A 15346-nucleotide genomic window follows, 5' to 3' on the forward strand; every position below is an offset into this window, starting at 1 on the left:
CCGCCGCGCGGGGGTCCACCCCCGCGCGGCGGCTCCGCACACCGAACTACCGACAAGGCGGCAGCACATGGGTATGACGACTCCCCAGGTCGTCGTCCACCGGGACAAGGAGCTGATGGCCCAGGCCGCGGCGGCCCGGCTGATCACGAAGATCGTGGACGCGCAGGCGGCCCGCGGCAGTGCGTCCGTGGTCCTGACCGGCGGCCGCAACGGCAACGGCCTGCTGGCCGCGCTGGCCGCGGCCCCGGCCCGGGACGCGATCGACTGGTCCCGGCTGGACCTGTGGTGGGGCGACGAGCGGTACGTTCCCGCGGACGACCCCGAGCGCAACCACACCCAGGCCCGCGAAGCCCTCCTGGACGCCGTCCCGGTGGACCCCGCGCGGGTGCACGTCATGCCCGCCTCCGACGGCCCCTACGGGGACGACGTGGACGCGGCGGCCGCCGCGTACGCGCAGGAGCTCCGCACGGCCTCCAGCCCCGAGGACCACGGCCCGGTGCCCCGCTTCGACGTACTGATGCTGGGCGTCGGGCCGGACACCCACGTGGCTTCCCTGTTCCCCGAGCACCCGGCCTCCCGCGAGACCGAGCGCACGGTGGTGGGCGTGCACGGGGCGCCGAAGCCGCCGCCGACCCGGGTCTCGCTGACCCTCCCGGCGATCCGGGCCGCGCGCGAGGTGTGGCTCCTGGCGGCGGGCGAGGACAAGGCGGGCGCGGTGGCCATCGCCCTGGGCGGGGCCGGTCAGGTCCAGGCCCCGGCCGCCGCGGCCTACGGCCGCTCCCGGACCCTGTGGCTCCTGGACCGCGCGGCCGCCGCGAAGCTCCCGCCGGGCATGTATCCCCCGGCCTCCTCCTGATCCCGCGGACGAACGGGGCCCGCCCTCCATCCGGAGGGCGGGCTCTTTCACGTCCCCGGTCGGGGGCGCCGGTCAGCGGCCTCGGAGCGAGCGGTACGTCGCCACCAGCGCGCGCGTGGAGGCGTCGAGCCCGGTCACCTCTTCGCCGGTGACCAGCGCGGGCTCCAGCCGCTTCGCCAGGACCTTGCCGAGCTCCACGCCCCACTGGTCGAAGGAGTCGATGTTCCACACCGCGCCCTGGACGAACACCTTGTGCTCGTACAGCGCGATCAGCTGGCCGAGCACCGCCGGGGTCAGGTCGGCCGCCAGGATGGTCGTCGTCGGATGGTTGCCCGCGAAGGTCTTGTGCGGGACCAGCGACTCCGCGGCGCCCTCGGCCCTGACCTCGTCCGCCGTCTTGCCGAAGGCCAGCGCCTGCGTCTGTGCGAAGAAGTTCGCCATCAGCAGGTCGTGCTGGGCCGCCAGCGAGGGCGACAGCTCCTCCAGCGGACGCGCGAAGCCGATGAAGTCCGCGGGGATCACCCGCGTGCCCTGGTGGATCAACTGGTAGTAGGCGTGCTGCCCGTTGGTGCCCGGCGTCCCCCACACCACCGGTCCGGTCTGCCATTCCACCGGATTGCCCTGGCGGTCCACGGACTTGCCGTTGGACTCCATGTCCAGCTGCTGCAAGTACGCGGTGAAGCGAGACAGGTAGTGGCTGTAGGGCAGCACGGCGTGGGACTGCGCGTCGAAGAACGCCCCGTACCAGATCCCCAACAGGCCCATCAGCAGCGGCGCGTTCTCCTGCGGCGGCGCCGTGCGGAAGTGGTGGTCCATCTCCGCGAAGCCGTCGAGCAGCTCGCGGAAGGCGTCCGGACCGATCGCCACCATCAGGGAGAGGCCGATCGCCGAGTCGAAGGAGTAGCGCCCGCCGACCCAGTCCCAGAACTCGAACATGTTGGCCGGATCGATGCCGAAGTCGGTGACCTTCTCGGCGTTGGTCGACAGCGCCACGAAGTGCCGCGCCACGGCCGTCTGGTCGGCGCCGAGGCCGGCGAGCAGCCACTCGCGCGCGGAGGTGGCGTTGGTGATGGTCTCGATCGTCGTGAAGGTCTTCGACGCGATGATGAAGAGCGTCTGCTCCGGGTCCAGGTCCCGCACGGCCTCGTGCAGGTCCGCGCCGTCCACGTTGGACACGAAACGCAGGGTCAGGCCCCGGTCGGAGAAGGCGCGCAGGGCCTCGTACGCCATCGCCGGGCCCAGGTCGGAGCCGCCGATGCCGATGTTGACCACGTTCTTGATGCGCTTGCCGGTGAAACCGGTCCAGGCCCCCGAGCGGATCTGCTCGGAGAAGGCCGCCATCTTGTCGAGGACGGCGTGCACGCCGGGTACGACGTTCTCGCCGTCGACCTCGACGACCGCGCCCCTCGATGCGCGCAGCGCGGTGTGCAGGACCGCCCGGTCCTCGGTCGTGTTGATCTTCTCGCCCCGGAACATCGCCTCGCGCAGTTCCGCCACGCCCGTGGCCTGCGCGAGCTCCCGCAGCAGTGCCAGCGTCTCGTCGGTCACGAGGTGCTTCGAGTAGTCGATGTGCAGGTCCCCGGCGCGCAGGGTGTAGGTGGCGCCGCGGTCCGGATCCGCCTCGAACAGCTCTCGCAGATGCTTCTGTCCCAGCTCGTCCCGGTGCTTGCCGAGTGCCATCCACTGCGGCGTCCGGTTGAGCTTCGTTCGGCTGTCTGCATTCATCTCGGACATCAACCCACTTCTTCCGTCCTGTCGTGCCCCGCCGTTCCCCAACCTAAGGGATGGGAAGCGGCGCGACCGACACAAAGCAGCCCGGCCCGCGGGAGAAGAACTCTCCCGCGGGCCGGGCCCGGGTCGTACGCGTCGTCCGTCGGTGCGGCGTCAGATCTCGCCGCGGAGCTTGGCGAGCGCTTCGGCGAGAATTGCCTCGCCGTCGGCGTCCGTTCGCCTTTCCCGTACGTACGCCAGGTGCGTCTTGTACGGCTCGGTGCGCGGCGGCGCCGGGGGGTTGTCCCGGTCCTGGCCGGCCGGGAACCCGCAGCGCGGGCAGTCCCAGGTGTCGGGCACCTGCGCGTCGCTGGCGAAGCTCGGCTGCGTCTCGTGCCCGTTCGAGCACCAGAAGGAGATGCGCAGGCGGGGCGCGGACTCGCCGCGCTCGGCCTCACCCATCGGCCCCGCTCCGACCCGACTGCCACGGATCGCGTTGCCACTTGCCACGGTCGTAACTCCCTGCGTAATGGTGCCGCGAAGCGTGAGTGGATTCCGTCGCGGGCGCCCAAGTCTACGTAAGGCCCAACGCGCGTCCAGTGACTGGAGTTACCCATTCCAGACGTGAACGCCGGACCTCATGATAGGCCGGGGGGAGCCGACCGGACTGCCGGAATGGCCAGAACGCCTCAGCTGCCGCTGGACTTCGTGAGCAGACCGAGCGCGACGATGCACGCGAACCACAGCAGACCGATCACCACGGTGATGCGGTCGAGGTTGCGCTCCGCGACCGAGGACCCGCCGACCGAGGACTGCATGCCTCCGCCGAACATGTCGGAAAGGCCGCCGCCCTTGCCCTTGTGCATCAGCACGAGCAGCATCAGCAGGGCGCTGAAGACGACCAGGGCGATCGAGAACCCCATAATCACGGCTGATTCCTACTTTCTGGCTTTCCGGGCTTTCCCGCTCTGCGAAACGTACGCGGGGGCCAGCGGCTGGTGTTTCAGCTCGCTGGCCCCCGCAAGGGTACGACGGATCCGCCCTACCGCATACTCACGATCGGTGACCCGACGACCATGGACCGCGTCCTACTGGTCGCGGAACCTGACGATCTTGACGAACTCGTCCGCGTCCAGTGCCGCGCCGCCGATGAGGGCGCCGTCGACGTCGGGCTGGGCCATGATCGCGGCGATGTTGCCGGACTTGACCGAGCCGCCGTACTGGATGCGGACCTTGTCGGCCAGCTCCTGCGAGTACAGCTCTGCGAGGCGGCCGCGGAGGGCACCGCAGACCTCCTGGGCGTCCTCGGGGGTGGCGACCTCGCCGGTGCCGATCGCCCATACGGGTTCGTACGCGATCACGATGGACTCGACCTGCTCGGCCGGGACGTCCTTGAGGCCGCCGTCGAGCTGGCTCAGCGTGTACGGGACCTGCTCGCCGGCCTTGCGGACGTCCAGGCCCTCGCCGACGCACAGGATCGGGGTGAGCCCGTGCTTGTAGGCGGCCTTGACCTTGGCGTTGCAGATCTCGTCGCTCTCGCCGTGGTACTGGCGGCGCTCGCTGTGGCCGACGGCCACGAACGTGCACTTCAGCTTCGACAGCATCGGGCCGGAGATCTCACCGGTGTAGGCACCGGAGTCGTGTGCCGAGATGTCCTGGGCGCCGTACTTGATCTTCAGCTTGTCGCCGTCGACCAGGGTCTGGACCGAGCGGAGGTCGACGAAGGGCGGCAGGACCGCGACCTCGACGGCGTCGTAGTCCTTGTCGGCCAGGGCGAAGGCGAGCTTCTGGACGTGGGCGATGGCCTCGAGGTGGTTGAGGTTCATCTTCCAGTTGCCCGCCATCAGCGGGGTACGCGTGGTCATGCGGTTCAGACCTCCAGTGCGGCGAGGCCGGGGAGCGTCTTGCCCTCGAGGTATTCGAGGGAGGCGCCACCACCGGTCGAAATGTGGCCGAAAGCGTTTTCGTCGAAGCCGAGCGTGCGCACGGCGGCGGCCGAGTCGCCACCGCCGACGACGGTGAAGGCGCTGCTGTCGACGAGGGCCTGCGCGATGGCGCGGGTGCCGCCGGCGTAGTCGGGGTGCTCGAAGACGCCCACGGGACCGTTCCAGAAGACGGTCTCGGCGTCGGCGATCTTCGAGGCGTACAGCTCACGGGTCCTGGGACCGATGTCCAGACCCTCCTGGTCGGCGGGGATCTTGTCCGCGTCGACCGTGATGAACTCCGCCGGGGCCTTGGTCTTCAGGTCCGGGAAGTCCTTCGAGGCGAGGATGTCGACCGGGAGGACCAGCTCGACGCCGTTGGCCTCGGCGCGGGCCATGTACTCCTTGACGACGTCCACCTGGTCCTTCTGGAGCAGGGAGATGCCGACCTCGTAGCCCTTGGCGTGGAGGAAGGTGTAGGCCATGCCGCCGCCGATGAGCAGGCGGTCCGCCTTGCCGAGCAGCTCGTCGATGACGGCGAGCTTGTCGGAGACCTTGGCGCCGCCGAGGATGACCACGTACGGGCGCTCGACCTCGGCGGTCAGCTTCTTCAGGACGCCGACCTCGGTGGCGATGAGGTAGCCGGCCGCGTGCGGGAGGCGGGCGGGGAGGTCGAAGACCGAGGCGTGCTTGCGGTGGACAGCGCCGAAGCCGTCGCCGACGTAGACGTCGGCGAGCTCGGCGAGCTGGTCCGCGAAGGCGCCGCGCTCGGCGTCGTCCTTCGAGGTCTCACCGGCGTTGAAGCGGAGGTTCTCGATGACGGCGACCTGGCCGTCGGCGAGGGCGGCGACGGTCTCCTTGGCGGAGGCACCGACGGTGTCGGTGGCGAACGCGACGGAGGCGCCGAGCAGCTCGCCGAGGCGGGCGGCGGCCGGGGCGAGCGAGAAGGCCGGGTCCGGGACGCCCTTGGGGCGGCCCAGGTGCGAGGCCACGATCACGCGGGCGCCGGCCTCGGCGAGCTTCGCGATGGTCGGCTGCACGGCACGGATGCGGCCGTCGTCGGTGATGTCACCGTTGGCGAGCGGCACGTTGAGGTCGGCGCGGACGAAGACCCGCTTACCGGAAACGCCCTCGGCGAGAAGTTCGTCGATCGTCTTCATGCTTTTTCTGCTCCTTTTCCCCGGCCGGGTCCTGTACCCGTGCGGGGCGAGAGGTACAACGCACACAACGGGGCCCGTACAGCGCTTCGTCGCGCTGAACGAGCCCCGGTGCTCACATTGTGGTGCCTGGTGCCTTGGTGCTCAGAGCTGGCCGCCGACGAACACGGTCAGGTCGACGAGGCGGTTGGAGTAGCCCCACTCGTTGTCGTACCAGCCGATGACCTTGACGCTCTTGCCCTGGACCATCGTCAGGGAGGAGTCGAAGGTGCAGGAGAACGGCCAGTTCACGATGTCGGACGAGACGATCGCGTCCTCGGTGTAGTCCAGGATGCCCTTGAGCTGACCCTCGGATGCCTTCTGGAACGCGGCGTTGACCTCGTCCTTGGTGACCTCGCGCTCGAGCTCGATGACCAGGTCGGTCACGGAGCCGGTCGGGACCGGGACGCGCATCGCGATGCCGTCGAGCTTGCCCGCCAGCTCCGGGATGACCAGCGCGGTGGCCTTGGCGGCACCCGTCGTGGTCGGGATGATGTTCTCGGCGGCGGCGCGGGCGCGGCGCAGGTCCGAGTGCGGGAAGTCGAGGATGCGCTGGTCGTTCGTGTACGCGTGGACCGTCGTCATCATGCCCTTGACGATGCCGAAGTTCTCGAGGAGGACCTTGGCCATCGGCGCCACGCAGTTGGTGGTGCAGGAGGCGTTGGAGATGACGTGGTGGCTGGCCGCGTCGTACTTCTCCTGGTTGACGCCCATCACGATCGTGATGTCTTCGTCCTTGGCCGGGGCCGAGATGAGGACCTTCTTCGCGCCGGCCGCGATGTGCTTGGCGGCGTCGGCCTTCTTCGTGAAGATGCCGGTCGACTCGATGACGATGTCGGCGCCCAGCTCGCCCCAGGGGAGGTTCGCGGGGTCACGCTCGGCGAACGTCTTGAAGGTGTGGCCGTCCACCGTGATGGTGTCGTCGGTGTGGCTGACCTCGGCCTTGAGGCGGCCCAGGATCGTGTCGTACTTGAGCAGGTGCACCAGGGTGGCGTTGTCAGTCAGGTCGTTGACACCGACGATCTCGATGTCCGCTCCCTGCTCCAGGAGCGCACGGAAGTAGTTGCGGCCAATTCGGCCAAAACCGTTGATGCCTACGCGGATCGTCACGAACCGATCTCCTCGTTGGGTGCGCCGGCCTGTCCGCCGGCGAGCTGTATGGGATGTCCCCGACCGCTTACGACCCTACCTCTCCGTGAGCTTCGAGGTGACATCGGCCATCGTCTGACACGCCCCGAGGCCCCGTACTCCAGGACAGGTACGGGGCCTCGGGACCTTGGCCCCGGTCACTCACCGTGAGCTCCCGGGGCTCCTTTGATCAGCGGTTCAGCGACCTGAGCGCCTTACCGACGAGTACGGCTCGGTCCGCCGCGGCCGGCACGTGCTCCAGGCCGAAGCCCAGCAGCACGGTGTCACGCGTAGTGACGGCGGCATAGGACTTGAACAGCTCCCCCGACCGGGCCCAATCGCCCGGAACATCGGGACTTCCGGCAGGTGCGCCCTGAGCGGCCCATGCGCCGAGCGAGGTCTCGAACCCCTCGGCCGCCCGGTCCGCCCCGCCGACCGAGAGCCGCGCCTCGTCCGCGAACACGCCGCGACCGCCCGAACCCGGGTCGGTGATGTAGGAGAGCGAGACCTCGACGCTCTTGCCCGCGTACGCGCTCAGGTCGAAGGAGACCTGCTGCCAGCCGCCGGAGGAGCCGGTGAACGAGTTCCAGGAGCCGCTGGTGCCCTGCGGGGCGCAGCCGCCCGCGTCCAGGGTGAGGTAGCGGCGCAGGAACGGGTGGTCGTTGACGAAGAACCCGGCCCCGCACTCCTGCGGAACCGCGCCGCTGCTCAGGCCGCCCGCGTCGGGCAGCGTGGTCCAGTCGTCGCCGCCGACGGTGTGCGCCTCCAGGACGGCGTGGTCGTAGCCCTCCTCGGTGTTCCAGTTCAGCGCCGTCTTGAGCTGCGGCTGGTCGGCCGCGGTGACGCCGGTGAGGTCGATGGTGCGGGTGAGCCGCTTCCAGTCGTCGTCGTCATGGGTGGCCGAGGCCATGCCCGTGCCGGCGTACGGGGCGTACGGGTTGACGACCCCCGCGTACTGGCCCGCCTGCGCGCTCTTGAACTGCGGGAACTGCGCCGCGGGCAGGGTGTCGGAGGTGACCGTGTAGGAACCGGGGCGGTCGAGCGGGTTGCCCGCGGCGCCGCCGAGGCCGCCTTTGGCGCCGGCGAGGGAGCCCGCGCCGGTGAAGCCGGTGGGGCCGGCGACGTTCGCGCGGCCGTAGGCGCCGAGGAAGTACTGGCTGAAGTCGTCGGTCACGGCGCGGCCGACCTGGGCGTTGCCGCCGGCCAGCTCACCGGCTTCGATCAGCTTGCCGCCCTCGTTCAGGAAGTCGCGCACCGCGAGCTGGGTGTCCCCGCCCGGGGACTTGGCCCCCGTGTAGTGGACGGCCGTGCGGAAGTGCGAGAGCACGCCGAGGTGGTGCGGTGCCCCCTGCGCCGCCACGTCCCAGACCGCCGCGCTCCTGCCGTTGGCGCGCAGGGCGTCCACGTACTCCTGGGCGTGCTGCGCCGGGGCGCCCTCCTCCGCGATCACCAGCACGTCGGCGCGCGGCCGCTCGGCCACCGTGTACGTGAAGTGCTCGCTGGAGACCTGCTTGCCGGTGCGGTCGCGCCCGGTGAACCAGGCCTCGACCTTGTCGCCGGGCCTGGCGCCGTCGACCTCGGCCCGGTACGCGTCGAACCAGTTGTTGTCGTCGCCGCCGTAGACCTCGCCGCCCTTCCAGGCCTTGAGGTCCTCGTCGTGGGTGCGGCCCCCGTTGATCCTGTAGTTCAGCTCCTTGTCCTTCAGCGCCTTGCGGGCGGTGACGGCGACCGTCTGGTCCTCGCCCCGCGCCGCGTAGGAGGTGGTGAAGGGGTCCAGGGTGAAGTCGGCGGCGCTCAGGCCCACGGAGGACTTCGGCTGGTCGGGGTGTTCGGCGCTCTCGGCCACGGAGAGCGCGAAGGGGACGTTCTTGGCGAACTCCGCCTGGATGAGCTTCTCGTCGTCCGGGAAGTTGAAGCCGGAGGCGCAGTCCTCGGGCTTCCACCGGTCGGCCGGGTCGCTCTCGGAGGCCGTCTGGCAGGTGGTCATCTCGGGCGTGAACATCATGACGCCGTTGGCGTTGGCGGCCTGGCTGTCGGCCTCGCCGTTGGTGGTGTAGAGCTCCGAGGAGACCTGCGGGTAGTAGCCGGGGACGGCCGGGTTCTCCGGGGTGCCGGCGAGCGCCTTGTACCCGATGTCGTCGGGGGTGGGGGTCGCCACCTGCCAGCCCACGCCGTAGAGCAGCAGCTCGGCGGCCGAGTGGTAGTTGATGGCGTAGTCGAAGCCGATGCGCTTCTCGAACGCGTCGAGGGCGACGGTCTCGGGCTCGGAGGAGGCCTTGGGGCCGCGGTAGGTCTCGCTCGACAGGTTGGGCGAGGAGCCCTCGTTGTCGTAGCCCCACTTGTAGGCGAAGTTGCGGTTGAGGTCGACGCCGTCGCCCGCAGTGATCTTGCCGTCGCCGTTGTTGTCGCGCAGGTTCTTGCGCCACAGCCGCTGGCCGTCGGGGGCGAAGGTGTAGTCGTAGCCGTCGGGGTTGGCGGAGAGCAGGAACCACATCTCGGTGGAGTCCACCAGCTTGGTGATCCGCGGGTCCTTGCCGTAGTTGTCCAGCGTGTGGTGCATCAGCCGCCGGGTCATCTCGGGGGTGATCCACTCCCGGGCGTGCTGGTTGGACATGTACAGCACGGACGGCCTGGCGCCGTCCTTGGCCTTCTTGGCGTTCTTGGTGACCTTCAGGGCGAGGATGTCCTTGCCCTGGACGGTCTTGCCGATGGAGACGACCTTGGTGAGGCCGGGGTTCTCCTGGGCGGTGCGCAGGATCTCCTCCTGGAGCCCGCCCTTGCCGCTGTACGGGCGGAACACCCCGTCCCCTGCCGCCAGGGAGCGCGCCGCGGCCTTGGCCGCGACCTTGCGCTCGGCGAGCTGGACGCCCTGGGCCGCCAGTTCCTTGGCCTGGGCGCCGGTGAGGAAGAGCTCCACCTTGGCGGTCCCGGTGTCCGGGGCGCGTTCGGAGAGCTCGTGCGCGTCCTGGCCGGCGGCCAGCACGAGCGGGACCTGTTCCCTGGTGATGTCGGCGTCGTAGACCCGTACCTCGTCGGCGGCGGACTGCACGTCGGCCCGGCCCTGGGCGGTGGCCGCCGCGGGTAGAGCGGCCAGTGTGGTTCCGAAGACGAGTGCGCTTGCGGCGAGGATCGATCTCGCGCGGTGCCTCATGTGCCCCCCTGGGCGTCGTCTGCCACGAAAGCTTCGGACGACAGGCTCACGATCAGCCCATGCTCATGTCAATGGGGCCTACCGAAAGGGGCCCGCACGAGTGAGCGTGCGGGCCCCTTGTGGAAGAGCTTCTTCCGCCGTCCGGGCCCCGGAGCGGACTCAGCCGGCCATGTTGTCGGCCAGCTCCTCGCTGTCGCTGAGGTCGAGGTTCGACTCGGTGCCCGGGATCCCGAGGTCCTGGGCCCGCTTGTCGGCCATGGCCAGCAGGCGGCGGATCCGGCCCGCGACCGCGTCCTTGGTCAGCGGCGGGTCGGCGAGCGCGCCCAGTTCCTCCAGGGAGGCCTGCTTGTGCTCCATGCGCAGCCGGCCGGCCGCGGCGAGGTGTTCGGGGACCTCTTCGGCGAGGATCTCCAGGGCGCGCTGCACCCGGGCTCCGGCGGCCACCGCGGCCCGCGCCGAGCGGCGCAGGTTGGCGTCGTCGAAGTTGGCCAGGCGGTTCGCGGTGGCCCGCACCTCGCGGCGCATCCGCCGCTCTTCCCAGGCCAGCACCGAGTCGTGGGCGCCGAGCCGGGTCAGCAGGGCGCCGATGGCGTCCCCGTCCCGGACGACGACCCGGTCCACGCCGCGGACCTCGCGGGCCTTGGCGGCGATGGAGAGCCGGCGTGCGGCGCCCACCAGGGCCAGGGCGGCTTCCGGACCGGGGCAGGTGACCTCCAGGGAGGAGGAGCGCCCCGGCTCCGTGAGCGAGCCGTGGGCCAGGAAGGCCCCGCGCCAGGCGGCCTCGGCGTCGCAGGTGGCCCCGGAGACCACCTGCGGGGGAAGTCCCCGGATCGGACGGCCGCGGCCGTCCACCAGACCGGTCTGGCGGGCCAGCTGGTCGCCGCCGGCGACCACGCGGACCACGTACCGGTTGCCCCGGCGAAGACCGCCGGGAGCCATGATCACCAAGTCCGAGGAGTGCCCGAAGATCTCGAGGATGTCCTTGCGCAGGCGTCGGGCCGCGATCCCGGCGTCCAGTTCCGCCTCGATGACGATCCGGCCGCTCACCAGGTGCAGCCCGCCCGCGAACCGAAGGATCGCCGAGACCTCCGCCTTCCTGCAGCAGGTGCGGGTGACGGGCAGGCGGGCGATCTCATCCTTCACCGCGGGCGTCATCGCCATGGGCCGATCCTTCCATGCATCCGAAAAATACGGTCGTACGCGGCGGCGAGCAGCTCCGGGTCATGCTTCGGAGAGCCGTCCGGCCTGGCCACCGGCGCCAGCTCGACCGCGGCGCCGAACCGTTTTGCGGCATCGGCGAGTGACTCGCGGTCGGGCACGGCGGCCTGATCGGCCAGCACCACGTCCAGGGCGAGTTTAGGGGCGTGTCGGGCCAAAACCTCCAAATGACGCTGCGGAGAGAAGCCCTCTGTTTCGCCGGGTTGTGGCGCGAGGTTCAGCGAGAGCACCTTTCGGGCCTTCGTCTCGACCAGCGCGTCGAGGAGTTCCGGCACCAGCAGGTGCGGGATCACGGAGGAGAACCAGGAGCCCGGACCGAGCACCACCCAGTCCGCGTCGAGCACCGCCGCGACCGCTTCCGGCACCGCCGGCGGGTCGGCCGGCACCACCTGCACGGAGAGCACCTCGCCGGGGGTCAGCGCCACGGTGGCCTGCCCCCGCACGGTGTCCACGGCCTCGGGGCGCGCCGGGTCGTGGCCCCTGACCAGGGCCTGGAGCTCCAGCGGGACCGCGGACATGGGCAGCACCCGGCCCTGGGCGCCGAGCAGCTTGCCGACGAGGTCCAGGGCCTGGACGGGGTCGCCGAGCTGTTCCCACAGGGCGACGATCAGCAGGTTGCCGACCGCGTGCTCGTGGAGGTCGCCGCCGGACTGGAAGCGGTGCTGGATCACCCGCGCCCAGGTCTGGCCCCATTCGTCGTCGCCGCACAGCGCGGCCAGCGCCTTGCGCAGGTCGCCGGGCGGGAGCACGCCGAGCTCCTCGCGCAGCCGGCCGCTGGAGCCGCCGTCGTCGGCCACGGTGACGACGGCCGTCAGCTCGCCCGTGATCCGGCGCAGGGCGGTCAGCGAGGCCGAGAGGCCCCTGCCGCCGCCGAGCGCCACGACCTTGGGGGCGACGACCTTGGAGGCCTCGCCGCGGCGCGGACCGCGGCCCGCGCCGCCCTCGCCCTCGCCCTTGTCGGCGGTGAGCCGGCGCAGGCGGCGCAGGCGCAGGCTGTGTCCCGTCACTCGCGCCCCATGTCCCTGTGGACGACGACGGTCTCTACTCCCTCGGAGGAGAGGCGGGCGGCGAGCTTCTCGGACATGGCGACGCTGCGGTGCTTGCCGCCGGTGCAGCCGACGGCGATGGTCACGTACCGCTTGCCCTCGCGGCGGTAGCCGGTCGCGATGAGCTGGAGCAGCTCGGTGTAGCGGTCGAGGAACTCCTTGGCGCCGGGCTGGCTGAAGACGTAGGCCGACACCTCCTCGTTGAGCCCGGTGAAGGGGCGCAGCTCCGGGACCCAGTGCGGGTTGGGGATGAAGCGGCAGTCGACGACGAGGTCGGCGTCGACCGGGAGGCCGTACTTGAAGCCGAACGACATCACGGTGGCCCGCAGCTCGGGCTCCTCGTCGCCCGCGAACCGGGCGTCCATCTTGGCGCGCAGCTCGTGCACGTTCAGGCTGGAGGTGTCGATGACCAGGTCGGCGTCGCCGCGCAGCTCGCGCAGCAGGTCGCGCTCGGCGGCGATGCCGTCGACGATGCGGCCGTCGCCCTGGAGCGGGTGCGGGCGGCGGACCGACTCGAAGCGGCGTACGAGCGCGTCGTCCGAGGACTCGAGGAAGACGATCCGCCGGGTGACGCCGCGGGATTCCAGGTCGGAGAGGGACTCGCGCAGCGCGTCGAAGAACTGCCGGCCGCGGACGTCGACGACGACGGCGATGCGCGCCACGTTGCCCTGCGAGCGGGCGCCGAGCTCCACCATGGTGGGGATCAGTGCCGGCGGCAGGTTGTCGACGACGAACCAGCCGAGGTCCTCCAGGCACTTGGCCGCGGTACTGCGGCCGGCCCCGGACATTCCGGAGATGATCACCAGCTCGGGGATGGCCGCCTCGGCGACCGCTCCGGGATCCGCTGTCGTGCCCGTACTCACCTGTGCTCCGTCTCGGTCGTCGGATGCGCGATCGAAATCGCCGTCGTGTTCGGAATCGTGTTCGGAATCGTGCGTGGTCATTGCCCGGTCCCCCGTTCGGATGCCGCTCCCGCGGTCGCGGGGGCCTCGTCCTCGATGATCTCGCCGGTCGCCATGTTCACGGCGGGACCGGCCGGAACCGCCTGCGCCAGGGCCGCGGCCACCGTCTCGGCCGTCTTGCGGCCTATGCCGGGGACCTCGCAGATCTGATCAATTGTGGCCTGCCGGAGCTTCTTCACCGAACCGAAGTGCTTGACCAGGGCGAGCCTGCGGCTCTCGCCCAGCCCGGCCACGTCGTCGAGCGGCCCGGTCCTCAGGCGCTTGGCCCGCTTGTTGCGCTGGTACTGGATCGCGAACCGGTGGGCTTCGTCACGCACCCGCTGGAGCAGGTACAGGCCCTCGCTGGTCCGGGGCAGCACCACCGGGTCGTCCTCACCGGGCAGCCAGACCTCCTCCAGCCGCTTGGCCAGGCCGCACACCGCCACGTCGTCGATCCCGAGCTCCTCCAGGGCCCGCTTGGCGGCGGCCACCTGCGGCTGCCCGCCGTCGACCACGACGAGCTGGGGCGGGTACGCGAAGCGCTTGGGCCGCCCGTCCTCGTCGGCCGCGTCGACCTCGTACCCGTCCCCGTCCCCGTCCTCCCCCGACCACTCGCCCGTCTTCAGCTTCTCCTGGAGGTAGCGGCGGAAGCGCCGCGAGACCACCTCGTGCATGGACCGGACGTCGTCCTGTCCCTCGAACGATTTGATCTGGAACCTGCGGTACTCGCCCTTGCGCGCCAGCCCGTCCTCGAAGACGACCATCGAGGCCACGACGTCGTCGCCCTGCAGGTGCGAGATGTCGAAGCACTCGATGCGCAGCGGCGCACCGTCCAGTTCCAGCGCCTCGGCGATCTCCTCCAGGGCCCGGGAGCGGGTGGTGAGGTCGGCGGCGCGCTTGGTCTTGTGCAGGAGGAGGGACTGCTGGGCGTTGCGGTGGACGGTCTCCATCAGCGCCTTCTTGTCCCCGCGCTGCGGGATGCGCAGGCTGACCTGCGATCCGCGCCGCTCCGCGAGCCACTGGCTCAGGGCCGGGGTGTCCTCGGGCAGGGCGGGGACGAGCACCTCCTTGGGCACGGCCTCGCCCGTCGCCTCCCCGTAGAGCTGCTGGAGGGCGTGCTCGACGAGGCCGGCCGTGTCCACGGCCTCGACCTTGTCGGTGACCCAGCCGCGCTGGCCGCGCACCCGGCCGCCGCGTACGTGGAAGATCTGCACGGCCGCTTCGAGCTCGTCCTCGGCGACCGCGAACAGGTCGGCGTCGGTGGCGTCGGCGAGCACGACCGCGTTCTTCTCCATGGCCCGGCGCAGGGCCCCCACGTCGTCGCGCAGCCGGGCGGCCCTCTCGTACTCCATCTCCTCGGCGGCCTCGTGCATCTGCTGCTCGAGGCGGGTGAGGTAGGTGCCCGTGCGGCCGGCCATGAAGTCGCAGAAGTCCTCGGCCAGTTCCCGGTGCTCCTCGGGGGTGACGCGGCCGACGCAGGGCGCCGAGCACTTGCCGATGTAGCCGAGGAGGCAGGGGCGGCCGATCTGGGCGGAGCGCTTGAACACCCCGGCGGAGCAGGTGCGGACCGGGAAGACGCGGAGCATCAGGTCGACGGTCTCGCGGATGGCCCAGGCCTGCCCGTAGGGGCCGAAGTAGCGCACGCCCTTCTTCTTGGGCCCGCGCATGACCTGGACCCGGGGGTACTCCTCGTTCATCGTCACGGCGAGGGAGGGGTAGCTCTTGTCGTCCCGGTACTTGACGTTGAACCGGGGGTCGAACTCCTTGATCCAGGAGTATTCGAGCTGGAGCGCCTCGACCTCGGTGGAGACCACCGTCCACTCGACGGCGGCGGCCGTGGTCACCATCGTGGCGGTACGGGGGTGCAGCCCGGCGAGGTCCTGGAAGTAGCTGGCCAGCCGCTGGCGCAGGCTCTTGGCCTTCCCGACGTAGATCACCCGGCGGTGCTCGTCGCGGAACTTGTAGACCCCCGGGGAATCGGGGATCTGTCCCGGAGCGGGGCGGTAGCTGGAAGGGTCGGCCATGCCAACCACCCTACTGTCGCCCGCCGACAACCGAGCCTTTCCCCTGCTGCGGCGCGGAGCGGGCGGCCGCGGGAGGGGCTCGGGGGCCGGAGGGCCGGGGGGCGGCCCCGAGGGCCGGAGGGCCGGGGGCCGGCCGCCCGTCCGGCGGCCGGGC

At 70.8% G+C, this 15346-nt stretch carries 12 protein-coding genes; 1 reads left to right on the plus strand and 11 read right to left on the minus strand.

Going from position 1 to position 15346, the window contains the following annotated elements; translation table 11 throughout:
• The first annotated feature begins 73 nt into the window (after positions 1-73).
• Positions 74-856, plus strand: a complete 783-nt coding sequence (pgl, locus tag ABZY44_RS34730; protein ID WP_356660995.1) for a 6-phosphogluconolactonase — start codon at positions 74-76, stop codon at positions 854-856.
• A 72-nt stretch (positions 857-928) separates the two neighbouring features.
• Here the strand turns inward: pgl and pgi are convergent, their stop codons facing one another.
• The 11 genes from pgi to uvrC all read right to left on the minus strand — a co-directional run bounded on the left by pgi (position 929) and on the right by uvrC (position 15192).
• On the minus strand, positions 929-2581 hold the full coding sequence (gene pgi, locus ABZY44_RS34735) for a glucose-6-phosphate isomerase (protein WP_356661011.1): 1653 nt from the start codon (positions 2579-2581) through the stop codon (positions 929-931).
• 159 nt (positions 2582-2740) lie between these two features.
• A complete protein-coding gene (locus ABZY44_RS34740) occupies positions 2741-3076 on the minus strand; it encodes an RNA polymerase-binding protein RbpA (protein ID WP_007263454.1) in 336 nt (111 codons plus the stop codon).
• 179 nt (positions 3077-3255) lie between these two features.
• Complete coding sequence (gene secG / locus ABZY44_RS34745; RefSeq protein ID WP_356661013.1) at positions 3256-3489, minus strand: preprotein translocase subunit SecG; 234 nt, start codon at positions 3487-3489, stop codon at positions 3256-3258.
• A gap of 165 nt (positions 3490-3654) precedes the next feature.
• Positions 3655-4431, minus strand: coding sequence for a triose-phosphate isomerase (gene tpiA / locus ABZY44_RS34750; protein ID WP_356660997.1), 777 nt, complete (start codon positions 4429-4431; stop codon positions 3655-3657).
• Positions 4432-4436: 5 nt separating this feature from the next.
• On the minus strand, positions 4437-5648 hold the full coding sequence (locus tag ABZY44_RS34755; protein ID WP_356660999.1) for a phosphoglycerate kinase: 1212 nt from the start codon (positions 5646-5648) through the stop codon (positions 4437-4439).
• A 141-nt stretch (positions 5649-5789) separates the two neighbouring features.
• The gene (gene gap, locus ABZY44_RS34760) at positions 5790-6794 is read right to left on the minus strand and encodes a type I glyceraldehyde-3-phosphate dehydrogenase (protein ID WP_356661001.1); all 1005 of its coding nucleotides are present in this window, start codon (positions 6792-6794) and stop codon (positions 5790-5792) included.
• A 208-nt stretch (positions 6795-7002) separates the two neighbouring features.
• The gene (locus ABZY44_RS34765) at positions 7003-9963 is read right to left on the minus strand and encodes a M14 family zinc carboxypeptidase (RefSeq protein WP_356661003.1); all 2961 of its coding nucleotides are present in this window, start codon (positions 9961-9963) and stop codon (positions 7003-7005) included.
• Positions 9964-10122: 159 nt separating this feature from the next.
• Positions 10123-11124 carry a DNA-binding protein WhiA gene (gene whiA, locus ABZY44_RS34770; RefSeq protein ID WP_112449750.1) on the minus strand — a complete coding sequence of 334 codons (1002 nt, stop codon included), beginning with the start codon at positions 11122-11124 and terminating at the stop codon, positions 10123-10125.
• Positions 11115-12188, minus strand: coding sequence for a uridine diphosphate-N-acetylglucosamine-binding protein YvcK (gene yvcK / locus ABZY44_RS34775; protein WP_356661005.1), 1074 nt, complete (start codon positions 12186-12188; stop codon positions 11115-11117). The genes whiA and yvcK overlap by 10 nt, the downstream gene beginning before the upstream one ends.
• A complete protein-coding gene (rapZ, locus tag ABZY44_RS34780) occupies positions 12185-13171 on the minus strand; it encodes an RNase adapter RapZ (RefSeq protein WP_356661007.1) in 987 nt (328 codons plus the stop codon). The genes yvcK and rapZ overlap by 4 nt, the downstream gene beginning before the upstream one ends.
• Positions 13168-15192, minus strand: a complete 2025-nt coding sequence (gene uvrC / locus ABZY44_RS34785) for an excinuclease ABC subunit UvrC (RefSeq protein WP_356661009.1) — start codon at positions 15190-15192, stop codon at positions 13168-13170. The genes rapZ and uvrC overlap by 4 nt, the downstream gene beginning before the upstream one ends.
• Positions 15193-15346: the final 154 nt, after the last annotated feature.

It is taken from the genome of Streptomyces sp. NPDC006544 (assembly GCF_040611715.1).
In the GTDB taxonomy this organism is placed as follows: Bacteria; Actinomycetota; Actinomycetes; order Streptomycetales; family Streptomycetaceae; genus Streptomyces.